General features: G+C 41.5%; 19 protein-coding genes. 10 read left to right on the top strand and 9 right to left on the bottom strand.

Features of this window, described 5'->3' with window-relative positions; all coding sequences use genetic code 11:
* Positions 1-393: 393 nt before the first annotated feature.
* The 6 genes from QX565_RS09145 (at position 394) to QX565_RS09120 (ending at position 6,456) form a co-directional block, all read left to right on the top strand.
* Entirely contained in the window at positions 394-1,431 is a 1,038-nt protein-coding gene (locus tag QX565_RS09145; protein ID WP_289292602.1) for an asparaginase, read from the top strand.
* 228 nt (positions 1,432-1,659) lie between these two features.
* A complete protein-coding gene (radA, locus tag QX565_RS09140; protein WP_263666178.1) occupies positions 1,660-3,027 on the top strand; it encodes a DNA repair protein RadA in 1,368 nt (455 codons plus the stop codon).
* A gap of 51 nt (positions 3,028-3,078) precedes the next feature.
* The gene (locus QX565_RS09135; protein WP_289292601.1) at positions 3,079-3,453 is read left to right on the top strand and encodes a GxxExxY protein; all 375 of its coding nucleotides are present in this window, start codon (positions 3,079-3,081) and stop codon (positions 3,451-3,453) included.
* A gap of 42 nt (positions 3,454-3,495) precedes the next feature.
* On the top strand, positions 3,496-5,112 hold the full coding sequence (locus tag QX565_RS09130) for an NAD(P)/FAD-dependent oxidoreductase (RefSeq protein ID WP_289292600.1): 1,617 nt from the start codon (positions 3,496-3,498) through the stop codon (positions 5,110-5,112).
* Between the two features lie 17 nt (positions 5,113-5,129).
* Positions 5,130-5,858 carry a hypothetical protein gene (locus QX565_RS09125; RefSeq protein WP_289292599.1) on the top strand — a complete coding sequence of 243 codons (729 nt, stop codon included), beginning with the start codon at positions 5,130-5,132 and terminating at the stop codon, positions 5,856-5,858.
* 4 nt (positions 5,859-5,862) lie between these two features.
* Positions 5,863-6,456, top strand: a complete 594-nt coding sequence (locus QX565_RS09120) for a response regulator transcription factor (protein ID WP_289292598.1) — start codon at positions 5,863-5,865, stop codon at positions 6,454-6,456.
* On the opposite strand, the gene QX565_RS09115 is transcribed toward QX565_RS09120, so the two are convergent.
* Positions 6,453-7,223, bottom strand: coding sequence for a phosphatase PAP2 family protein (locus QX565_RS09115; protein ID WP_289292597.1), 771 nt, complete (start codon positions 7,221-7,223; stop codon positions 6,453-6,455). The two genes, QX565_RS09120 and QX565_RS09115, sit on opposite strands and share 4 nt — an antisense overlap.
* Positions 7,224-8,019: 796 nt before the next feature.
* Between QX565_RS09115 and QX565_RS09110 the strand changes: the two genes are divergently transcribed.
* Entirely contained in the window at positions 8,020-9,450 is a 1,431-nt protein-coding gene (locus QX565_RS09110) for a polysaccharide lyase 6 family protein (RefSeq protein WP_289292596.1), read from the top strand.
* An 85-nt stretch (positions 9,451-9,535) separates the two neighbouring features.
* Positions 9,536-11,950: a TonB-dependent receptor gene (locus QX565_RS09105; protein WP_289292615.1), complete on the top strand. Its 2,415-nt coding sequence runs from the start codon at positions 9,536-9,538 to the stop codon at positions 11,948-11,950.
* A gap of 465 nt (positions 11,951-12,415) precedes the next feature.
* Here QX565_RS09105 and QX565_RS09100 read toward each other — a convergent pair whose 3' ends face one another.
* From QX565_RS09100 to porT, 4 genes are all read right to left on the bottom strand, one after another.
* Positions 12,416-13,411, bottom strand: a complete 996-nt coding sequence (locus tag QX565_RS09100; RefSeq protein WP_289292614.1) for a hypothetical protein — start codon at positions 13,409-13,411, stop codon at positions 12,416-12,418.
* Positions 13,412-13,428: 17 nt separating this feature from the next.
* Positions 13,429-15,258 (bottom strand): peptidase U32 family protein, encoded by a 1,830-nt coding sequence (locus QX565_RS09095; protein WP_289292595.1) that lies wholly within the window; start codon positions 15,256-15,258, stop codon positions 13,429-13,431.
* On the bottom strand, positions 15,255-16,172 hold the full coding sequence (gene metA, locus QX565_RS09090) for a homoserine O-acetyltransferase MetA (RefSeq protein WP_221650337.1): 918 nt from the start codon (positions 16,170-16,172) through the stop codon (positions 15,255-15,257). Before metA ends, QX565_RS09095 begins: the two co-directional genes overlap by 4 nt.
* A gap of 159 nt (positions 16,173-16,331) precedes the next feature.
* Complete coding sequence (porT, locus tag QX565_RS09085) at positions 16,332-17,033, bottom strand: type IX secretion/gliding motility protein PorT/SprT (protein WP_007483866.1); 702 nt, start codon at positions 17,031-17,033, stop codon at positions 16,332-16,334.
* A 153-nt stretch (positions 17,034-17,186) separates the two neighbouring features.
* On the opposite strand from porT, the gene fdxA reads away from it, so the two are divergent.
* Both fdxA and QX565_RS09075 read left to right on the top strand, forming a co-directional pair.
* Complete coding sequence (gene fdxA / locus QX565_RS09080; RefSeq protein ID WP_002559159.1) at positions 17,187-17,357, top strand: 4Fe-4S ferredoxin; 171 nt, start codon at positions 17,187-17,189, stop codon at positions 17,355-17,357.
* Between the two features lie 170 nt (positions 17,358-17,527).
* Positions 17,528-19,801: a CotH kinase family protein gene (locus tag QX565_RS09075; RefSeq protein ID WP_289292594.1), complete on the top strand. Its 2,274-nt coding sequence runs from the start codon at positions 17,528-17,530 to the stop codon at positions 19,799-19,801.
* A 128-nt stretch (positions 19,802-19,929) separates the two neighbouring features.
* On the opposite strand, the gene QX565_RS09070 is transcribed toward QX565_RS09075, so the two are convergent.
* The 4 genes from QX565_RS09070 to QX565_RS09055 form a co-directional block, all read right to left on the bottom strand.
* Complete coding sequence (locus QX565_RS09070; RefSeq protein ID WP_221650335.1) at positions 19,930-21,123, bottom strand: pyridoxal phosphate-dependent aminotransferase; 1,194 nt, start codon at positions 21,121-21,123, stop codon at positions 19,930-19,932.
* Between the two features lie 82 nt (positions 21,124-21,205).
* Positions 21,206-22,420 (bottom strand): bifunctional 3,4-dihydroxy-2-butanone-4-phosphate synthase/GTP cyclohydrolase II, encoded by a 1,215-nt coding sequence (locus QX565_RS09065; protein WP_221650334.1) that lies wholly within the window; start codon positions 22,418-22,420, stop codon positions 21,206-21,208.
* Between the two features lie 11 nt (positions 22,421-22,431).
* A complete protein-coding gene (locus QX565_RS09060) occupies positions 22,432-24,333 on the bottom strand; it encodes an LptF/LptG family permease (protein WP_221650333.1) in 1,902 nt (633 codons plus the stop codon).
* A 79-nt stretch (positions 24,334-24,412) separates the two neighbouring features.
* Positions 24,413-24,799, bottom strand: coding sequence for an START-like domain-containing protein (locus tag QX565_RS09055; protein ID WP_002559154.1), 387 nt, complete (start codon positions 24,797-24,799; stop codon positions 24,413-24,415).
* Positions 24,800-25,088: the final 289 nt, after the last annotated feature.

Here is a 25,088-nt window from a genome sequence, read left to right as displayed (position 1 = left end):
CAGATACTTTATATTTTCAATGCTTCCTTTTCCGGAAACAATGGTTTATTTACAACTAAAATACTAAATTTGAATTTGCTTACTTCCTGTAAGCGTGATTCACGTAGAAACACAAATACTATCCCTCAACCCCTAAGGGTCATGGTGCACATGGATGTGACTGTATGCGGATAGTACTTCATCATAGTCATTGTTTCTCGTTACTATTTGATAAGATGTCGCAAAAGTAACAATAAAAACATTCAATCTATCACTTTTTGCGATAATTTTCTAATAAAAAGATTTTCTCTGTGGAGCAGTGGCAAATTAGCGCGTTGCACTTTTCTGACATTTTGTTATAAAATATAAGATATATAATTATCTTTGCAGTATTCAACTGCATAAAATACGCTTATGAACCCTTCAAATACTTCCGTATTGTTAATATACACCGGTGGCACGATTGGAATGATAGAAAATGCCGAAACCGGAGCATTGGAGAACTTCAACTTTGAACAGTTGCAGAAGCACGTCCCCGAACTTCAGAAATCAAACTGCAGCATTGATTCTTACCAGTTTGATCCTCCAATGGATTCATCGGACATGGAACCCGAAGCATGGCGGAAGTTAGTACGGATCATTTACGATACATACGATCAGTATAATGGTTTTGTTATCCTGCATGGTACGGACACAATGGCTTTCACAGCCTCAGCATTGAGCTTCATGCTCGAGGGACTAAGTAAACCGGTCATTCTCACAGGATCGCAACTGCCTATCGGAGTATTGCGTACAGACGGCAAGGAAAACCTGATGACGAGCATAGAAATAGCTGCAGCTCAGGACAAACATGGTAATCCGCTTGTCCCTGAAGTATGTATCTTCTTTGAAAATCATCTGATGCGGGGTAATCGTACTACCAAAATGAATGCTGAAAACTTCAATGCTTTCCGTTCTTTCAACTATCCGATACTGGCAGAGGTGGGAATACACATCAAATACAATTATTCTGTTATCCATACCATTCAGGAGAAACAGGAACTGAAACCACATTATTTGCTCGACACCAACATTGCCGTATTAAAACTCTTTCCCGGCATACATGAGAATGTAGTAGCAGCCACACTTACCATCGACGGATTAAGAGCCGTGGTATTAGAGACCTATGGTTCGGGCAATGCGCCCCGTAAGCAATGGTTCCTCCGCCTGCTGCGTGAAGCAAGTGCACGAGGAATTGTGATAGTCAACGTCACTCAATGCAGTGCCGGAACAGTGGAAATGGAGCGATATGAAACCGGTTATCATTTGTTGGAATCGGGCATTGTCAGCGGATACGACAGTACCACTGAATCCGCTGTCACCAAACTGATGTTCTTACTGGGACACGGATACAGCCCCGAAGAAGTGCGGGAACAAATGGCACGCCCCATAGCGGGGGAGATTACATTATAATTCACCACCGTTTTCACCACAGAGGACGCAGAGGACACAGAGCTTTAAGTATTGGAATCATTAGTCCCTAACCGTTAAGATTTTAATTACTCTGTGTCCTTTGCGTCCTCTGTGGTGAAAACAATGGTGAATTTATGACTAATATTAAATAAAACTCTGTGAGACTCTGCGTTACTCTGTGGTGAATTTACTACTTTTGTCCATCTTATAAAGTAAAGGACAAAAAGAATGGCCAAAGAAAAAACCGTATATGTATGCAGCAATTGTGGACAGGACTCTCCCAAATGGGTAGGAAAATGTCCTTCGTGTGGCGAATGGAACACGTATGTAGAAGAGATAGTCCGGAAAGAACCGACAAACCGCCGCCCCGTATCGGGCATAGAAACAGCCAAAGCCAAACCTATTACTTTAAATGAAATAGAAGCAGATGACGAGCCACGTATCGACATGCACGACGAAGAGTTAAACCGTGTATTAGGGGGTGGTCTTGTCCCGGGTTCACTGGTACTGATAGGTGGTGAACCGGGCATCGGGAAATCGACTCTTGTACTTCAAACAGTACTGCGTATGCCCGAAAGACGTGTCCTTTATATCTCCGGTGAAGAGAGCGCCCGGCAATTAAAATTACGTGCCGATCGCCTGACAACTGCTTCCAGTGATTGCCTCATCGTGTGTGAAACCTCTCTGGAGCAGATCTATGTGCATATCAAAAATACCAATCCCGATTTAGTCATCATAGACTCTATACAAACCATTTCTACAGAGAATATCGAATCTTCTCCCGGTAGCATTGCACAGGTACGTGAATGTTCGGCATCCATTCTCCGTTTTGCCAAAGAGACCCATACGCCGGTACTGCTTATCGGGCATATCAACAAGGAAGGCAGTATTGCCGGACCAAAGGTACTGGAACATATCGTAGATGCCGTACTTCAGTTTGAAGGCGATCAGCACTATATGTATCGTATCCTGCGAAGTATTAAAAACCGCTTTGGAAGTACAGCAGAACTGGGCATTTATGAAATGCGGCAAGACGGACTCCGGCAAGTCAGTAACCCGTCGGAATTGCTCCTTTCGCAAGACCACGAAGGTATGAGCGGTGTAGCTATTGCCTCTGCCATCGAAGGGGTACGCCCATTTTTGATTGAAACACAGGCATTGGTCAGCTCTGCCGTATATGGTAACCCGCAACGCTCTGCCACAGGTTTCGATCTTCGCCGTATGAATATGCTGTTGGCTGTACTCGAAAAACGGGTAGGCTTTAAACTGGCACAAAAAGACGTATTTCTCAACATTGCCGGAGGACTGAAAGTGAATGATCCCGCCATTGATCTTGCCGTTATCAGCGCTATCCTCTCCTCCAACATGGATGCATCTATCGAACCGGAAGTTTGCATGGCCGGTGAGATCGGACTATCCGGTGAAATACGCCCGGTAAACCGGATCGAACAACGCATCGGTGAAGCAGAAAAGTTAGGATTTAAACGCATCCTGTTACCTAAGCATAATCTGCAAGGAATTGATACAAAGAAAATAAAGATAGAGTTGGTACCGGTAAGGAAGGTGGAAGAAGCATTCAGGACACTATTCGGATGATTCACCACAGAGGACACAGAGGGCACAGAGTTCAATTTAGAAAACAAAGAAATGGAAGATATTAATATACTCACTAATAAGGTTCTTGGTCTTGCTTTTGAAGTACACACACAATTAGGGGCGGGATTATTGGAAAGTACATATGAAACCTGTCTATATCACGAACTTATAGAAACAAATATACAAGTAGAAAGACAAAAAAAGCTGCCAATCATTTACAAGGGCATCAAACTGGACACCGACTACAGGATAGACTTATTAATTGATAAGCGGCTTATTATAGAGTTGAAAAGTGTAGAGGCATTACAGCCTGTACACTCAGCTCAAATATTAACATATATGAAGCTTAGTAATCTCAAATATGGATTATTACTGAACTTCAATGTACCAAGGCTCAAAAATGGCATTAAGCGTTTTATATTATAAACTAATTAAACTCTGTGACCTCTGCGTCCTCTGTGGTGAATCATGATACAAGAATATCAGTTACGTCTACTCCCCGAAATAGCTGCCAACGAGCAGCGATTAAAGGAATATTTATCAAAAGAAAAAGGATTAAGTTTTAAGAATATTACTGCTACACGTATTCTGAAACGAAGTATTGATGCGCGGCAACGTACTATTTTTATCAATCTGAAGGTACGGGCCTATATTAATGAAATGCCTGCGGATGATGAATACGAACGAACCGTATATAATAATGTGGAAGGCAAGCCACAGGTTATTATAGTGGGTGCAGGTCCTGGCGGACTATTTGCAGCTCTGAGACTTATTGAATCAGGGCTTCGCCCCATTGTGGTAGAGCGTGGAAAAGATGTACGCGAACGTAAAAAAGATCTCGCACTGATAAGCCGGGAGCACGCTGTAAATCCGGAATCAAATTATAGTTTCGGAGAAGGAGGTGCAGGAGCCTATTCTGACGGAAAACTTTATACCCGAAGTAAAAAACGGGGAAATGTAGACAAAATACTAAATGTATTCTGCCAGCATGGAGCTTCTACTGCAATTCTTGCCGACGCACATCCGCATATCGGTACAGACAAACTGCCACGAGTCATTGAAAACATGCGTAATACCATTATCAATTGTGGAGGTGAAGTGCATTTTGAGACACGAATGGATGCACTGATCATCGAGAACGAGGAGGTAAAAGGTATTGAAACAAATACAGGAAAAACATTTCTCGGTCCGGTAATACTGGCTACAGGACATTCGGCACGTGATGTATATCGCTGGCTGGCAACCAACAACGTAACGCTTGAGGCAAAAGGAATAGCCGTTGGTGTCCGTCTGGAGCATCCTGCAGAATTGATAGACCAGATACAGTATCACAATAAAAACGGTCGGGGAAAGTACTTGCCTGCTGCCGAATATAGCTTCGTAACACAGGTAGAAGGACGAGGTGTATACAGTTTCTGTATGTGTCCCGGCGGTTTTATCGTTCCTGCTGCCAGCGGCCCCGAACAGGTGGTAGTCAACGGAATGTCTCCTTCCAACCGTGGTTCACGATGGAGTAATTCGGGGATGGTGGTAGAGGTACAACCGGAGGACTTAGACAATGGACAGTGGACAATGGACAATGGACAGTTGGCTGCGCAGTCCAACTGTCAATTGTCAACTGTCAAATCTCAACTCCTAAAAGTGTTACACTTTCAGGAAGAACTGGAACGGCAAGCCTGGTTACAGGGTGGGATGAGGCAAACGGCTCCGGCACAACGCATGGTGGACTTTACACGAAAGAAACTGAGCTATGATTTACCGGACTCCTCCTATAGTCCGGGATTGATATCTTCCCCCTTACACTTCTGGATGCCGGAGTTTATCAGTAAACGCTTGTCACAAGGCTTTCAGCAATTCGGACGGATGAGTCACGGTTTTCTTACCAACGAAGCAGTAATGATCGGAGTAGAAACGCGTACTTCTTCTCCTGTGCGTATTGTACGCGATAAAGATACGCTGCAGCATGTAACAGTCCGCGGCTTATTCCCTTGCGGTGAAGGAGCAGGATATGCGGGAGGAATTGTATCTGCGGGAGTTGACGGAGAACGTTGTGCAGAAGCAGTTGCAAACTATTTAAATCATTAATTCAATAATTGAGAGTTATGAAGAACATTATTTTTTCTCTAACTATAGGAGTAATTCTCCTATTTAAATCAGTATCATTCAATTGTTATGCACAAGCCGATACCACCTTTCTATCTAAAAATGGAAACAGAAAGGTATATATCGAAAACAACAGAAAATCAGAAGCTTTCCAAAAATTACTCGACCCCACAATTCAAGAAAAAGCCTATCCGGAACTGAGACAATACAGACTGGAAGAACTGAAAGAAAGCGAGAAGATATTAAAACAGGCTCATCCACAAACTATTACAAAACATAATTTATATGAACTGCCGGAAGATTGGATTGCTCTTCATTCTTATAAAGGGAAATACTATGTTTATTCTCCATGCCAAATAGAGACTCCTACAAACCGGTGGCTCACAGATTCTTGCCTTTACTATAAATACCTGGACGGTCCTTTTCCTGTAATCATTAAATCAGTGGAAAAGAAATCTGCTAATCTATATGATATAAAATTATGGAATGTCATTCAACATCCGGATAACAGTCTGGCTTTGGATGAATTGCAGATCCACATCATTGATGAGAAAAGAAAAATTTCTATTTGGGAATATAAAAGTTATCAAGGTGAGTCAACCTACGAACTGCTAATACCAAGGAAATCAGCACAGTATTTCGATTTAATCGTTTGTGACTGCCAAGACTTAGATAGTGAATTTGATTTTGATTCCATAGATCTTCCAAACCTTATTTTATCTCATTAAACCTATGAACCACAAACCTGAAATCGCTATCGTTGAAGCGAATACACTTACAGCACTCGGTCTGAAAATGATATTGGAAGAGATTATTCCAATGGCAATTATACGTACTTTCCATAGTTTTGGTGAGCTGACGGATGACACTCCCGACATGTATGCGCACTATTTTATAGGCGCACAAGTATATGTGGAGCACAATGCTTTTTTTCTACCCCGGAAAAAGAAAACAATTGTTCTGGCAGGAGAAAGCCACTCTCTCCAGCTATCTGCCGTACGCGTACTGAATATTTATCAATCAGAAGAGCAGTTGGTGAAAGATATTCTGAAACTTCACCAACATGCTCATCACGACGGACATCCGGCTGAGGCCATACCACCAATGCCAGTTATTGAACATGAATTGTCTGCACGGGAGATTGAAGTGCTTGTATTGATAACCAAAGGTCTCATCAATAAAGAGATAGCTGATAAACTAAATATCAGTCTGACCACTGTTATCACCCATCGGAAAAATATTACGGAGAAACTGGGTATCAAATCTGTCTCCGGGCTAACAATTTATGCCGTAATGAACGGCTATGTAGAGGCTGACCGGATTTAAAAATGTACAACGATCATACCACCGTATTCCTTTGAAAAATGATTGTAATAAGGAGAAGCAGCCAGATTTACTCTACTCTTTTTCTTATCCAACCCAAACAATTTCTTTTCAAAAGGCAGGAGCCAGTATCCGATCCGTGCACTTAATATACCAATTCCTGCACCGGCCAGAACATCATTGCACCAATGTCGTTCATTATAAAGTCGCAGGAAGGCTACCCCACAGGCAATAGTATATGCACCTATACCATAAAGCGGAGAGGAATCTTTATACTCCATCCGAACCAACTCAGCTCCCATAAAAACGGTGGCAGTATGTCCCGAAGGAAAGGAATTAAAAGCTGTTCCGTCCGGACGTTGTTCATCTACCGCCCACTTCACCGCATTAACCATAATCCCCATAGCTGCATAAGAAGTGGTAGTAATCAATACACGGTCCACATAACTGTGCTTAGCCTTTGCCCCCAGCAGACTTAATCCGAAGTTCGCAATAACGGGTACATATTGTATATAATCATCGGCATGAAAATAGCGTCCATTGCGCCATCCGGCAATGTCATCACGCACCTCCCTGTTCAGAGATTTCAACCAGGGATTGGCTACTCCAAGTGCCCCTACAGTGATGAGTGAAGCAGGTAGTATTAATTGTGAAGGACGGAAGGAATGGCCCCGTTCAGTGATTTTCAGAGAGTCTGTCGAAGCCGTTTGTGCCCACAACTGAAACGGGCATAGTAATATTATAAGAAGAAAAAGCAATTTGATTTTCATCTTTTATTGTTGTAAATAAAATGAATACTGAATGTTAACTGTCGCTGTGCATTTCTGTCTCAGAAACACAACAGGTACACATCCGCTTCAGCCTTTACAACTTCAAAAAAGAGGAAAGCAAAACAAGATCCGCCCCATTGCATTCCCCCGGTCATATAAAAATTCTTGGTCGTTTTTTCTATAAGAGAAATGCAAATGAGTTATTTCTAACTGTTATATGTCGTTTGATCTTATTTATACCATAGGCAATACTGTTTTAGAAGGGATTAATAAAAAAAGTGTGTTCCCGACACTATCCAGACTATAGTTAGGTACGACCAAGTAACCTATGACCGACTGAATATATCGATGGAACACACCCTGTTTCAGGGCGCATCCACAAAGCATATTCTTTCGGTCCGTTAAAATTGGTCGTTTCACTATAGAAAGAATGACAATGCAAACACTCCGTATCTTGTTTTTTTTATCTTTAAATAAAGACTCTACTTTATTTAATGTTTATCGAAAGACAAAAATAAGAATATCTTTCTTTATAGACAAACTTTATTTGCATAATCCTTATAAACCAGATACAGGAGTAAGTCCCCCTATTTTCAGATTCGCATATACTCCCAATGCATATTCTGTTATTTCAATATATATTCGGAATATTTCGTCTAAATTCCGCAATAACCCCTTACCTCATATGTATAACAAACAAATATTGAGTTATATCTTACAGAAAGCGATATAATATTGCAAGCTTGCAGCCAGAGAGTTTTGTACCTTAGCATCCTAAAATTATAGATTGATTATTATGAGAAAATTATTGTTACTGCTAGTAATTCTGAGTTGTAACCCTCTTCTGGCAAAAAAGTACTATTTCACCCCCGGGGAGAGTGAATCTTTGAAAAGGATATTAAGTGAAGGGAAACTACTCCCTGGTGACGAAGTCATTCTTAAAGACGGAGTTTTCAAAAATCTGCAGAAAGTGCTCTTCCAGGCAAAAGGAACTGTACAGGATTCAATAAAACTGAAAGCCGAGCACCCCGGAAAAACAATCATATCGGGTGCATTGGATTTTAAAGTCTATGGCGAATATCTGCAAATAGAAGGTTTGTGTTTTCTGAAAGCATGGGCATTGGCTTTCAATATGATTGATTTTCAGAAAGAAGCAGGGAAGTATGCTTCACACTGTCGTTTCACCAATTGCGTGATTGATGACTGTAACGATCCGGACAAGAGTGAACAGCCTGCAACAAACGGACAGCAACCCGCTTCCGTGAGCGAATACTGGCTCGGACTCCGAGGCGAAAACAACCGGGTAGACCATTGTTACTTTGCCAACAAACGAATTGGCGGATTGGTACTGCAAGTATGGCTCGATGAAGATAATCATCTGAATAATCACCAGATAGATCACAACCTGTTCGGTATGCGTAAACCCTATGGTGGAAACGGTGCCGAGATCATTCGCATCGGGCATTCATGGTCTTCTCAACTGGAATCACGCACCGTTGTAGAAAACAATGTATTTCTGCACTGCGACGGAGAGAGTGAAATCATTTCGGTAAAATCGTGTCATAATGTACTCCGTCGAAATCTGTTTTATGAGTCAAGAGGAGGTTTGGTATGCCGGCACGGTCATTACAATGTGCTTGAATCCAACACCTTTATCGGTAATAATATAAAAGGTACAGTAGGAATCCGCATTATCAACCAAGGACATACAGTATATGATAACTACATGAGTAAACTGAATGGTTTCGGTCTGTTGGTACGCATTGGCATCTTTGAGAAACCTACTGCCGATACAGACATAAAAAAAGAACCGTTGACCTCTTACCACCGGGTAGAAAATGTAGATATCGCCTATAACCATTTTATCAACTGCCGGGTGTTGGAATTCGGTTCGGGTAAAGGAGATAAAGCACCCCGTAACCTACGTTTTGCCAATAATACCATCTACAACTCAACCCCAAATGTGAGAATCTTTCGTCCGGAAGAGGTTATGCCAGGTATTACTTTTCTGGATAATACTTATTATTTTGAAAATAAAGAGCCAATCGGGCTACCCGGATTTATGGAAGGTAAAATACCAGATACCCTCTTAACTTTAGAGAATGAAAAAGTAGAAAAATCTATCAACGGAATAGGTCCGGTGTGGTATGCGCCCAATACTGCTGAGATAACTTATATAAGGAATAAAGCGCTTCCCGGAGTTACGGCAAGCGATGTTAATTATTAAAACACAGATAATTTGCATAATCCTAATAAATGAGGATTGTGTAACTGATAAGTTTCCCGTTCCTTTGCAAGCAAAATAATATATGATGAAAAGAAACAGTATTCTAATTGCTCTAACTCTCTTGACGGCAAGTACCGTATGGGCCGAAGAAGTACCTAAAGACACGATTAAAGTAGTAGACGTAGAAGAGGTGCTCGTTATTGCATCACCCAAAGAAAACCGCAAACTCCGCGAATTGCCTACAGCCAGTACCCTCCTGTCACAACACGATATGCAAGCCAATCAGGTAACTAATCTGAAAGGTCTGACAGCACTGGTCCCTAATCTGTTTATCCCCGACTATGGTTCAAGGTTGACATCAGCCATTTATATCCGTGGTATCGGTTCACGCATCAACACTCCTTCAGTGGGACTTTATGTAGATAATGTTCCTTATATAGACAAATCAGCCTTCGACTTCAACTATGCGGATATTGAACGTATCGATGTACTTCGTGGGCCTCAGGGAACACTGTACGGACGTAACACCATGGGAGGACTTATCCGCGTACACACTAAATCGCCATTCAGCTATCAGGGTACAGACCTTAGACTGAGTGCCGGGACATATGGTAATTATAACGCATCAGTAACTCACTATCACCGTATGTCTGAGCAATTTGCTTTCTCAGTCGGAGGATTTTACGAACATGCAGACGGGTTCTTCAAAAACTCTGCCAAAAATAATAAGAAAACAGATCGTATAAACGCCGGAGGTGGACGTATCCGTGCTATCTATCTGCCTACGGAAAATCTAAAACTTGATTTGAATGTAAACTATGAGTATAGCGATCAAGGAGGATATCCTTATTTTTACACAGGAAAAGTAGACGAAAAAGAAAAGGGAAACGACCTGCGCAAAGATAAAATAGGTCTGATTTCATATAACGACGAAAGCAGTTACTATCGCAGTTTATTAAACGCCAGTGCTAACATCGAATATCAGGCACAATACTTCACGCTCAGTGCCGTAACCGGTTATCAGCATCTAAAAGACCGCATGTTACTCGATCAGGATTTCACAGAGAAAAACATTTTTACGCTCAACCAACAACAAAGATTAAATACCATCTCCGAAGAGATTGTTATGAAATCTAAAGCCGGGCAAAACTGGCAGTGGACGAATGGCATATTTGGCTTCTACCAGTGGTTGAATACTGACGGCCCCGTTGAATTTAAAGAAGAAGGAGTAAAAGAAGTTATTGAAGATAATGCCAACAATAATTTTCCCTCTTCTCCTGGTGCTCCTACCATGAGACTTACAGTTAATAACCCTACATTAAATGTCAGTGGTAATTTTGATACCCCTACATTCAGTACCGCCATTTATCATCAGTCCACCTACAACAACTTTCTTATAAAAGGACTTTCCATTACTGCCGGTTTGCGTCTTGATTATGAAAAAATGTCAATGAATTATACCTCTGCCAGTACTCCAATGGATTTCAATTTCAAATTCTATATGCAGATGCCTCCTCCAAGACCAACTATTGACCTTGAAGCAAAAAATATGATAGCACCGGCAAGTTTTAACGGTAAACTCTCAAATGATTACTTGCAATTACTTCCCAAGTTCGCTATTCAGTATGAATGGAAAAAGGGAAATAATGTATATGTTACCGCTTCACGTGGATATCGTTCGGGAGGATACAATGTCCAAATGTTCTCCGACCTCATACAATCACAACTGAAAAACTCAATGAAAGCCGCCATGATAAGCAATGAAACATTCGCATCTATGGCAAATATGATTGAGACGATGATGCCGGATGAGGAGATCGACATAAAGGCTTCGACTACCTACAAACCCGAATACTCATGGAATTACGAAGTCGGTTCGCACCTCACTCTGTGGGAAGGACGCTTATGGGCCGATCTCGCCGCTTACTATATGGATACCAAAGACCAGCAGATATCCCAGTTTGCCGAAAGTGGATTGGGACGTATCACCATCAATGCCGGAAAGAGCCGTAGCTTCGGTGCAGAAGCTTCGCTACGCGCCAGTATCACAGACGCCTTCAGTATGAATGCATCTTATGGATATACCTATGCTACCTTCACCGATTATATAGTCAATCAGAAAGATGAAGACGGAAAATTAGTCAAGAAAAGCTATAATGGCAATTATGTCCCCTTTGTCCCCAAACATACCCTCAGCGTAGGTGCACAATATATCTTCCGTATCGCCCCACACCACTGGCTGGACCGCGTACAGATAAATGCAAACTACAATGCTGCCGGACGTATCTACTGGACAGAAGAGAATAATGTCAGTCAGGCATTTTACGGAACTCTGAACGGACGTGTCAGCCTGGAAAAAGGAAACGGTGCCATTGCATTCTGGGTACGTAATGCATTGAACAAAGAATATCAGGCATTTTATTTTGAATCAATGGGCAATGGATTTATGCAAAAAGGACGTCCCATGCAACTGGGAGTAGATGTACGTTGCCGCTTCTAAAACACAATCGTAATCGTCTAAAAACCAGCGTTTATAAGAGTGTACACTTTTGTTATACAAGAATGTACACTCTTGTCATACTAAAATGTACATTCCTGCTATACTAAAGTGTACACTCTTGCATTCCTTCATTTTACTTGCAAAAAAAATCATTACATCAAGATTGTCTGAAATACGCTGTTCATTCTCTGTGTTGTCACATCTTATATCCGGTCGATATATATGTCGTAGAGAAACGTAGTGAAACTCTACGAGAAAAAACGAGACCACATAGTACATTGATACACAACCATTTAACAATCCATAAATTTGTCTGTTATTTTCACTATCAAAATCTATTTTCTTTCTATTTTCAAAGCCTCGCAAACTATCTGAAATAATTACAAAGAAAAAAGCCATAAGAAGATAAATTAAGAAGCAGCAGTGTAACCAATCAGTATGTTACCATATTACCACGCTGGCACATTATTCGTTTATAGCTCCACAATGCGGACAGACTCCCTTCTCCCGTAATTTCCCGCCACAACGTCCACACCGGTATTTATACCTGCTACTTTTATGCAGTTTTTTCGCAAACAGCCACACAAAGCAGAAAAGAAAAAGATAACCGATATAAATGTGTGTAGTCAGAATAAAAAAGAAATAACAGAAAATACAGCAAGAAGTCAATCCAAGCAAATAGAAGACAGCGGCAGCCGAAGTCAGTTGCCGGAACAGATCATCGAGCACTGCCAGAAAGACAATAAGAAAAATCCAGATGCTCAACAGGAACACCGACAAAACAAGCGGTACCTTAAAAGGTGAAAGTGTAGGATTAAAATAAAAATGTTGCCATGTATCAGGTACAAAGACCTGCATCGACTCATAAATTGTGGCACTAAACGCCATCAACAGACAAAGAAAAAGCGGATAAATACTATCAATGTCATTGAAATAAACCATCTGTAGTTGCTTCCGCCGAAAAGCACGAAAAAGATAAACACCCACGAACAAGGCAAAGACAATCACAAAATAAGAGGCATGGGTATCACTGAACAAATAAATAAACTGAGATATACTATCGGTAGGTACAAAAGACTTTATCAATTCCGTTTCACGCATCCATCCCTGGATTTCCTGTGAATGGGCCAGTTTTACCCATATACTATCCACGCTGTCTGCCGGATGAACAGCGAACTCTGCCACTACAACACGGTCTCCCCGGTGAAGACTGACAAAAGAATCCTTCACAGGCAAACGTTCCAAAACAACAGAATCTGTTTGTACTTCCAGATTCGTGTTATAGGTATAATGCCGTTCAAATAAATAAGTAAGAGAATCCTTCGCCCTATCGCTCATTCCTTCGGCAGAAAGATCGGGACGGGGATAATGGCAGGCTGCAAACAAAAAAAGAGTCATCACAGAGTAGCACAAAGCAACACAAAGCTTCCTGAAATTGCTCTTCGTGTTACCATGATTCATTCTATGATACCTTGTTTTCATAATGCGGCACTCACTTTCATCTGGCAAATCTTACAATCAAATGATAGCCGGAAACGTTTTCCATCCGTCCCTACCAAGTAATAAGGTTCTTTATAGGGCGAGCGTTCACGCTGGTGAACAGGACACCAACCCATACTATAACGCAAGCAATGTTTGCAAAACATAAGGACAGCCTCTTCCACCGCCTGTTTCTCATAAGCAGGCGCAATATCTTTCACACCATGATCCTGATAGAAAGAAGCAGCACGGGTGTTCATCACATTGCCTAAATAAGAAAGCGTCTGTTGCGGATAAGCGTGTGTGGTTGGTTTTAAGGCAGCCAGTTCACGATGAAATGTCATTCTGCGGACAGCTATCAGTTTATCGACCACCTGCCTGCGGAGATCGGAAAGTACAGAGGCCGGAATAAACCAATTCCCGGTAAAGTCAATATCTATCCGCATTGCCTCAAAGGGAGTATTTCCCAGTTTGGATAGCTGGTTTTTGAGATTATCCTCCTGGGGGGTACGGGCAAGTTCCTTATCACGAGGCAATGTAAGCGTCACACTATTATCATCTTCATCTGTCATAGTAAGGGAGAAACCAAAGTTATTCTCCGCCAGCAAAATAGAAACGGCAATCTTTCTTTCAGAAGACTTATGGGCAAGTACGCGTTCGAACTCCTTATCAAAATTACGATACAATACAGTCCGGGGTTTAATACGGGGCATCTCCTGCGGATACAGCTTATTGCCATCAACGCGATTGATACGAAATCCTTGTAAACGCCCCTGTTCATCAATGTAACAAACGCCATCACCGTTATTAAAAGATTTCAGCCCGGCCACCGTAAGATAGTTTCCACGAGTCTCTTTCATCGTACCCATTTCTTCTCCTAACGACTTGGGAGTATCAAAAGAAAAAATCTCTTTACTCCGACCCTTCAAAAAATAATGCGTAAAACCACGGCTAAAGCTCTTATCCAACTGAGGTTTAAACTCAAAACGACAGGAACCGGAAGAGGCACGGACATACTCTTTACGCCGGGTGAAAATGGTATCCAGTTTCTGACGATAGGCAGCAGTAACATTTTTCACATAAGAGACATCCTTCAACCGTCCTTCAATCTTCAAAGAAGTGACTCCGGCATCCAGCAACGCCTCCAGTTCCTCGCTTTGGTTAAGGTCTTTCAGCGAAAGCAAATGCTTATCTTTCACAATTATCTTACCATCAGCATCGACCAGGCTAAAAGGCAAACGGCAGAATTGCGCACACTCGCCACGATTGGCACTCCGGCCAAAACAGGCTTGACTAACATAACACTGACCACTATAACTGACGCACAAAGCACCATGTACAAAGACTTCAAGCGCCGTGTCAGGGCAGGCTTCGTGTATTTTACTTATCTCCCGCAAAGAAAGTTCACGGGCAAGTACTACCTGACGGAATCCCGTATCGGCAAGAAACTTAACTTTATCCGCCGTCCGGTTATCCATCTGTGTACTGGCATGCAACGGGATAGGCGGCAAATTTAATTGCGTGATCGCCATATCTTGTACGATCAACGCATCCACTCCTATCCGATACAATTCTCCTATCATCTCTTCTGTCTCTTTCAACTCTTCTTCTTTCAGAATTGTGTTGACAGTGACATAGATACGTGCATTGTACAGATGCGCATGCTCTACAAGGGCAGCAATATCATCCAACGAGTTGACAGCAGCAGCACGGGCACCAAACTTTGGTGCACCAATATATACAGCATCCGCTCCGTGATTAATAGCTTCTATTCCACATTCCAGATTCTTAGCCGGAGCCAGAAGTTCTATTTTACGCTGCTTTATCATTTTATATCATTAATATCGTAAGGAGTTTCCTGATAAACAAAGTAGTTCAACCAGTTTGAAAATAACAAATTGGCATGAGCACGCCAACGCACAACAGGCCCCTTCTCCGGATCATCGTCTATATAATAATTACGCGGCACATCAATCGGCAGTCCTTTTGCCAGATCCCGCCTATACTCCGTATCAAGCGTTAACGGAGAATATTCCGAATGCCCGGTTACAAAGAATTCGCGCCCTCCACGAGCCATTACCATATATACTCCTGATTCATCCGATTCGGAAAGCAATGTCAATTCAGATACTTTAAGAATATCCTCTTTACGCACTTCCGTATGACGGCTGTGAGGAACATAAAAAGTATCATCAAATCCACGGAAGATAGCTTGCAACGGATCGAGGGTACGGTGCTCGAAGATACCGAACATCTTTTTATCTAAAGCATATTTAGGAACACCGTAATGGTGATACAAACCAGCCTGAGCCGCCCAGCAAATATAAAGCGTCGAAGTGACATGCGTACGTGCCCAATCGAAGATTTCCATTATCTCATCCCAATAACTGACTTCTTCAAAGTCCATCTGCTCCACCGGAGCACCGGTAATAATCATACCATCATACTTCTCGCCACGCATTTTATCAAAGTCCGTATAAAAGGTCTTCATATGTTCGACAGGCGTATTCTTGGATGTATGACTCTTTATTTTCATAAACGAGATTTCCACCTGGAGTGGTGTATTGGACAATAGACGCACCAGATCAGTCTCTGTGGTTATTTTCAACGGCATCAGGTTCAGAATTACAATCCGCAACGGACGTATATCCTGTTGTGTCGCACGCGAGTTGTCAATCACAAAGATATTTTCTTCCTTCAGCAATTCTATCGCAGGTAGCTTATCAGGTAAATTTAATGGCATGAGGGTATTTACTATTTACGATTTAACGATTTACGATTGCCATTCGGCAAATTCTTTGCAAAAATAACGATTTCACCACAGAGTAACACAGAGTTTCACAGAGAAATATGTTCAAAAGAGATAAAACTCTGTGAAACTCAGTACTACTCTGTGATGAACTTATTCGAAGTAGAAAGTCAATACAATCATCCGGGACTTTACTTTATCCAGAGATTCGGTGAACTTCATTAATGATTTATCAGTAAGATCAGGGCGCTTTTTCTCCAGCAGGTTGGCTAATCCGAAGCAGAATTTCAACTCTGGTATCAGCTTAAAAAAAGGAAGATATAAGTCACAGCCAAGGCCGACTTCGATATAACAATCAAAAGGCTTCACCAACAGCGGACGGGCATTTTTTACACTCAAATCAAAGGTAGGACTAAGGCCAAGCATCGCATAAGGACGATAGTTATTGAAGCGTTCGGCGCTGAATTTCATATCAATAGGGAATGCAAGGTAAGCCGATTTTACATTTTGAGAAACCGTTTCACCACTTGTCTGCTCACGGAATACCACTCTCTTATCACCAAAATGAAGCGTGGGAATCAGGCGGAGCGCCATGTATTTATTCAAATATAATTCTCCTAACACACCGACCGAAAATCCCGGAGAGTATTCGGGTACATCAGCAAACCAGACCTGCCCGTCCTCGGTGACATAACCATTGTTTACAAACTTAAGATCCTGCATATGGATACCTGCCAGAAAACCATAATGCCAGATCCGCTGGTCAATATACGGGCGGTTCTGTACCTTACGCTTTTGGGCAGAGGCACCTGCCACCAACAGCGAAACTATGAGAAGTAACACGATTCGTTTCACAATAATAAAAACGATTTTATAGTTAAATTATTGTTTCGCTTATTTAGAAGCGGTACAAATTAAAGGATTTTAATCAAGATTGAGATCAACTAATGAATAAAACGTGTATTTTTGCCCAATAAATTAGTACTAATAATTTAAATTTTAAAGAAAATGGCTTACGTAATTAGTGACGATTGTATTGCTTGCGGAACTTGTATTGACGAGTGTCCGGTAGAAGCTATCTCTGAAGGCGATATCTACTCTATTAACCCGGATGTATGTACAGACTGTGGCACTTGTGCTGATGTTTGTCCTTCTGAAGCAATTCACCCGGCTGAATAATACAATCAGACAAAAGAACTGTGAAAGCTGCTTTTCCATTTCAGGGAAGCAGCTTTTTTTATTGATACGCACATCCGCAGAAGAAAAAAGAACCACCAGCTAAGTGTTTTCCTCCCATCCGCTGTTTTATCTATATAAAGAACCTTTTATTACCTAATAACATCAATATCATGAGAAAATTACTACTACTCTCATTACTCCTTTCTTCTTCTGTCTGTGCCCAACGGGCAGACAATTACAAGCCCGATAATAAAAATGTGGTTTTCACTGAGACAAATCTTCCTATCGTGTTTATCAATACACAAGGACAAATGATTGATCGGGACAACCGGATTACTGCCAAAATGAAAATAATAGATAATGGAGAAGGTGAACTGAATTACATGGATACCATTGCCCACCCCAACCAGAAAGCAGACTATACCGGGTATATAGATTTAAAATATCGTGGCAACTCTTCTTTTACCAACTCCGATAAGAAGCCGTATGCCATCCGCGCATTAGACAAACCATTGGAAGATGGTGGCAAAAAGCAAAAAGTATCTATGCTTGGCATGGGCAAAGACAATGACTGGGCACTATTGGCGCCATATGCAGACAAAAGTATGATCAGAGACGTGTTTGCCTTCACGTTAGCAAGACCTTTCTTTGAATATGTACCTACCGGAAAATACTGTGAAATGATCATGGACGGTACTTATTACGGAGTGTTTATTTTATCTGAAAGAGTAAGGAAAGGTAAATTTCGTTTAGATCTGCCGGATCCGGGTGATAGTGATGATGCTCTGACAGGAGGCTACCACATGGAAGTAGACAGGGATGACGAACCGGTTTATTACTCTAAGCATACTCCGGTCAATTCAAAAGGAACTCCTATTTATGGAAAGAAAATCTCTTTCCAATATAAAAACATGGATCAGGATGAGTTTAGTAAAGCACAATTAAACTATATCCATGGATACATTGACGCTTTTGAAAACAGTCTGGCTGCCACCGATTATAAGAATCCGGAAACCGGATATAGAAAATATATCGACGTCACATCTTTTATAGATTATATGTTATCAACAGAATTTTGCCACAACGTAGATGGTTATCGCCTGAGTACTAACCTATATAAATACAGAGACAGCAAAGACCCTAAATTCAAAACATCTTTATGGGATATGAATTTAGGGTTTGGTAATGCAGACTATAGTGAAGGCTGGAGATCGGATACATGGGCATACAACTTCAATGATGTATCACCGGGTGACAATCAGTTAGTCCCGTTCTGGTGGTATAAGTTACTCAAAGACGATTCTTTTATGAAAGAGGTAAAAGAACGCTGGGAACTGTATCGTGAAACGAGCTATTCCGACGAACACATCGAACAAACCATTGATTCATTGACTGCATTATTAAATGCCAAAGGAGCACAAGGACGTAATTCACAAGCCTGGCCAAGATGGGGAAGATACGTATGGCCCAACAAGTACGTAGCAAAATCTTATGATGATGAAATATCTTATCTGAAAAGCTGGATAAACGAACGGCTGATTTTCATGGACAGAGCTTTTCTTGGAAAAGAACCCGAAACGCCGGAATATACTCAGCTGGTCGTTAGTTCAGGATTCAATGAAGATGTTATAGCAGAAGCACTTCCTGCCGTCAGTTATTCTACAACCTCTCTCGATAATCAAGGCTGGATTTATTATTCTTCGGCAGTTCAGGAACAAGGATCATTGCCTGCTGACGGTACTATTATTTCCAATACCGGTGTCAAATACCAGCTTGCTGCATATGACAAGAAAAATGCCGCCGTATTAAAAGAAGAGGCTGCAATAACCCTGCATTTTGAGGGTACTCCACAAACTGAAGCTCTGCATCTCCTATCAACCTGTACAGACGGTAGTTCCTTAATAGACGTAACCGTATATTATACAGATGCTACTCATTCCAATACCCAGACTGTTTCGGTAGGTGACTGGTTCAGTGATGATCCCACAGGCAAGGCAGTATACAATCTGGACAGGATTGCCCTGACCGGTGACAAGCTGGACGGACGCCGCAAATTCTGTATGTTTGAACAGAAAATAGCTACTAACAAAAATAAAGTAATAGCATCTCTGAAAATCGAAAATGCAGGAAACGGGCATCCAAGTATATTTGCCGTCACAAAAGAAGGAAAAGAGTCAGGTGGAACTGTGGGAATCGGCAATACCGTTTGCAGCAATACAGCAAGTGTATACCCCAACCCTATTACCAACGGTGAGGCATTAACCATTGAAACAATCTCAGGTTCATCTATCCGATTGACTACAATGCAAGGAGCTACCCTAATACAGTTAAAAGCAACAGATAATGTTATAAAATTGCCAGTCAATAACCTTTCTCAAGGTATATATCTATTAACCATCACCAATAATGCAGGTAAACAAATCTTCAAAATAATAATGAAATAAAGTCAGCCCCTCCTGAGTGATAAAATAAAAACAACCTGTATCAATCCAGACCCCAATGTTCTGTACCGATACAGGTTACTCTATCTTTTGTACTTATCAACCGAATGATAAACATCCGGAATCACCTATTATTTCAGTTTTGCCAATGCTTCCTTAATACGACGAATAGATTCAACAATATTTTCGTCACTTGTAGCATAGCTCATACGAATACACTCAGGAGCACCAAAAGAAGCACCACCCACACAAGCTACATGAGCAACTTCCAATAAGTACATAGCCAGGTCGTCAGAATCAGCAATAGTACGTTCGCCATCTGATTTACCAAAGAAGTAGTCACATTTCGGGAACAAGTAGAAAGCACCTTCAGGAACATTCACTTCAAAGCCCGGAACTTCCTTCGCCAACTTCACAATAAGGTCGCGACGACGTTCGAATGCTTTACGCATCTCTTCTACCGGAGCCTGAGAACCTGTATAAGCAGCTTCAGCAGCTTTCTGAGATACAGAACAAGGTCCTGACGTATATTGTCCCTGCAGTTTATTGCAAGCTTTCACAAGCCATTCCGGTCCGGCTATAAAACCGATTCTCCATCCTGTCATTGCATAAGCTTTTGATACACCATTTACGATTACGGTACGTTCCTTCATTTCAGGGAACTGAGCAATACTCTGATGTTTGCCAATATAATTGATATGTTCGTAGATTTCGTCAGCAATAACAATTACCTGCGGATGTTTAGCCAATACAGCAGCCAATCCGGCAAGTTCTTCCTTGCTATAAACCGAACCTGTAGGGTTAGACGGTGAGCAAAGAATCAAAGCTTTGGTCTTCGGAGTAATAGCCGCTTCAAGCTGTGCAGGAGTAATCTTGAAATCCTGCTCTATACCGGCAGTAACGATAACCGGAGTACCTTCAGCCAACTTCACCATCTCAGGATAGCTAACCCAATAAGGAGCAGGTACAATCACCTCATCACCCGGATTTACCAATACGAGAACTGCATTACACACAGATTGTTTTGCACCATTAGCACAAGATATCTGAGCGGCTGTATATTCCAGACCATTCTCTTTCTTCAACTTCTCTACAATAGCGTTACGCAATGCCGGATAACCCGGAACAGGAGAATAACGTGAGAAATTATCATCTACAGCTTTCTTTGCAGCTTCTTTGATATGATCGGGAGTATTGAAATCGGGTTCTCCCACACTCAGATTAATTACATCAACGCCTTGTGCTTTGAGTTCGTTACTCTTCTGCGACATAGCAAGTGTTGCCGACGGCGACAAGCTGTTCAAACGGTCTGATAACTGATTCATTTTGTATCTATTTTATTATTGTTGATTGAAAATCGCTGCAAAATAAGCTAAAATATTTGATATATGAAAGCAAATCTCCATTTTACTTGTTAAAATGCAGCGTATGCCCCATACGTTCTTTCTTTGTTTTCAGATATCGTTCATTGTAAGGATTAGGAACTGTTTCAATGGGTACATTTTCTACAATTTCAAGCCCATACGCTTCAAGTCCCACACGCTTTATGGGATTATTAGTCATCAGACGCATTTTATGAACACCCAGTTCACGCAAAATATGCGCTCCAACACCATAATCACGTTCATCGGGATCAAAGCCAAGATGGATATTAGCGTCTACCGTATCATACCCTTCTTCCTGAAGTTTGTAAGCTTCCATCTTATGCATCAATCCAATGCCTCTCCCTTCCTGATTCATATAAACAACCACTCCTTTGCCGGCAGCATCAATCATCTCCAGAGCTTTATGCAACTGTTCTCCACAGTCACAGCGACAAGAGCCAAAAATATCTCCTGTCATACAAGATGAATGCACGCGTACAAGAATAGGTTCATCTTCACTCCAGGTGCCTTTAAAGATGGCAACGTGTTCCATTCCGTTTGATTTCTGTCGGAAAGGAATCAGGCGGAAATTTCCATATTGAGTAGGCATATTAACTTCTACCCCTTTCTCCACAAGCGATTCCATGTGCACACGATAAGCTATCAGATCCTTAATAGATATGATTTTGAGTCCGAATCGTTTAGCCACTTCCATCAACTGCGGCAAGCGTGCCATAGTGCCGTCTTCATTGATAATCTCAATCAGAGCAGCAGCAGGATAAAGCCCTGCCAACTTAGCAAGATCCACACTTGCTTCCGTATGTCCGGCACGGCGAAGCACACCACGCGAACGGGCACGCAACGGATTGACATGTCCCGGACGACCAAGATCGGTAGGCTTGGTATTAGGATCGGCCAACGCACGAATCGTAGCAGCACGATCATGCATAGACACTCCCGTAGTACAACCCGGCAACAAATCAACAGTTACAGTGAAAGGAGTCTCATAAATAGAAGTATTAGCAGCCACCTGCATATCCAACTCCAGTTCTGCACAACGCTCTTCTGTTATAGGTGCACATAACACACCACGTCCGTGTGTCATCATGAAATTCACTTTCTCCGGAGTTATCTTTTCGGCTGCGATGATAAAATCACCCTCATTTTCACGATCCTCATCGTCTACTACGATTACGAAATTACCTTCTTTAAAGTCGGCAATAGCCTCATCAATCGTATTCAATCTTATTTCTTCCATACTATATCATGCTATAAATTATTATTCTCATTAATTATAAACTGAACACTTTCATTGTTCTTTATAATCCGTTCTATATCCCGGGCAAGGCGTATACGGAAAATCCAGATACGGAAATAGAAAAACAATCCTATCGGAACAATGATTCCTGCCAACAGATTCAACCAGTAAACATGGAACGGACGTACGTGCGCCGTTACAGGTATCACCGGATAGTTATTCAAAGCGGTCAGCAAAGTGAAGGACTTAGAATTTGATAATTCTTCAACTAACGTTTCAAGGTGTTCATTGATAACTTTTATATCATCATCGTCACCAGTAGTCATCCAAAGCTTAAAATAATTAGGTGCCTTTTTCAACTGACGTTTACTTATATAGGTACGGCACTCTGCCGTAAGAGCTGTCAACTCAGATGAAATCCGCGTATAATCCGGGTCGTGAATGATCACCTCCTTCTTGAATAAGTGCCGTACGCTACGAATTCCCACAATACGCTTGAACCACGCAACGTAAGCATCGCCATTCAGCACAACAGAGTCATTATTGGATTTGTAGGTAAGAAAAGCCCCAAGCGGAGCCAAAATAGAGGAACTGAGCCACATCCCCATCCATACAACCCACTTCCCGTCACGTGCCATCTTGAACCCGCTATTATCTATCACATAATAAATAATAAACACCAATACGGATACAATGACAGGCATACCCAGTCCACCTTTACGAATGATACCTCCAAGTGGTGCACCGATGAAAAAGAACAGCAGGCAAGAGAGAGAAATTGTTATTTTCTTATGCCATTCGGTCCTGTGTCTGCGTATCTGGTAATCATTCCCATCCATCGTATAGGTCTTAAAGCTGTAATCTCCCTGCAAGCTTTCAGCACGGCTTGTAGCCGAAGAAAGGATTTTCTGCTTCTGCATCAAAGTAGCAGCTTCAAAGAGGCTGTCCACATTGTATAAGCTCATATTAGCCCTTTCTATTTTAAGTGTATCCTCTTTGGAAAGTCCTGTCGGCCGACTGTAAACGCCCCCGATAGCTTCCTTATAATACTGCCGCCCGATACTGTCGCCCACATATTTCATGGAGTCAATAGAAGCCTGCAATGTCTGCATACTTTTGGTGGTCGCCTGATTGCTCATGATACTTGCGTCGGCCATATTAAAATCCGAGTCAAATTCAATAATCGTATGTTTTTCCCGGAAAGATTCACGCCGGTAAGGTACATTTTGTGCCTTTACATTCTGACTCTTCAGATTTTCAAACAGTTCTCCACTATAAAGATGCAGGTGTAGATGTTGCTTGTCGGCAGTCATTTCCATACGCCCCGAATCCGCATAAATGATATGTGCATTCTCTGCGCCATCTTTAAAATTATAGATCAACACATCATACAACATACCGGTTTTGCGATCCTTCTTACCTACTTTAAGGTTATAATCGGGAATTTCCGAATAGAAGACACCCTCCGGAATATCCAGTTCCGGTGACTTCTGTTTCATCGAAATCAACAACGTCCCCAGCTTTCCCTGGGCAATAGGACCAATAACATTCTGAAAATAAAAGGAGATAGCGCAAATAATACAGACAAGTATAATGAGAGGACGCATAATCTTAAGCAAAGAAATGCCCGCCGCTTTCATGGCGAGCAACTCATAACGTTCTCCAAAATTTCCGAAAGTAATAAGTGATGCCAATAGTACGGCCAATGGAAGTGACAAAGGCACCAGAGTCAATGCCGAATAAAAGAAGAACTGAGCCATCACACTCATCTCCAACCCTTTTCCGACAAGCTCATCCACATATCTCCACAGAAACTGCATCATGAAGATGAAGAGACAAATGAAGAATGTGCCGACAAAGAGTAGCAAAAAACTCTTTACAATAAATATATCTAATCTTTTTATGCGTAGCATCTTACTATTCGTTTCGTACGATTGAGATGCAAAATTAGCACAAAAAAAGGAGTGCAGAAAGTTTTTAGTTGAAAGTTAACTAAAAACCACAAGTTCTTCTCAATTTATTTACCTGAGACTCCCACAGTTCCTTCATATCATCTACCTCATCAGGTTCGGCAAAATCAACGATCTCCAACACAAAATCTCCTGTGAGTTCATTATAATTCATCTTTATTTCAAAATAATCCCGCTCGTTTTCGTCGTCCAACCAGCGGAAACGTATAAAAGAATAAGCACGTATAGCTATAATTTCAGCGTCTCGTTGTTCTGTTTTTCCCCAATGAAACTCCACGATTTTATCATTTGACACAACTTTGTCCGCAAACCAGTCCTCCAGACCGGTCGGTGTGCTGATTGCCGACCAAAGAATATTTTTAGAGGTCGCATTCAAAAGATATTCTAAACGAATTTTCTCTCTTTTCATAGTTACATTTACTTAATTTGTGTGTGCCAAGATAAATACTTTTTTCTAATTACACAGTATAAATCAAACACTTTATTTCTTTATGCTTTCATTTCTCAGTCCCAATGTACCAATTTATCGCAGATTACATATGGGTTTCTAATAGAAAAAACAGAAAAAAACGACAAATGTTTTGGAGTTTTAAAAAAAGTATCTATCTTTGCACCCGCAATCGAGAAACGATGGCGGGATAGCTCAGCTGGTTAGAGCGCATGATTCATAATCATGAGGTCCCCGGTTCAATCCCGGG

Source organism: Bacteroides sp. 41_26 (genome assembly GCF_949740115.1).
Taxonomy (GTDB): domain Bacteria; phylum Bacteroidota; class Bacteroidia; order Bacteroidales; family Bacteroidaceae; genus Bacteroides; species Bacteroides nordii.
This window is presented reverse-complemented; position numbering and strand designations above follow the sequence as displayed.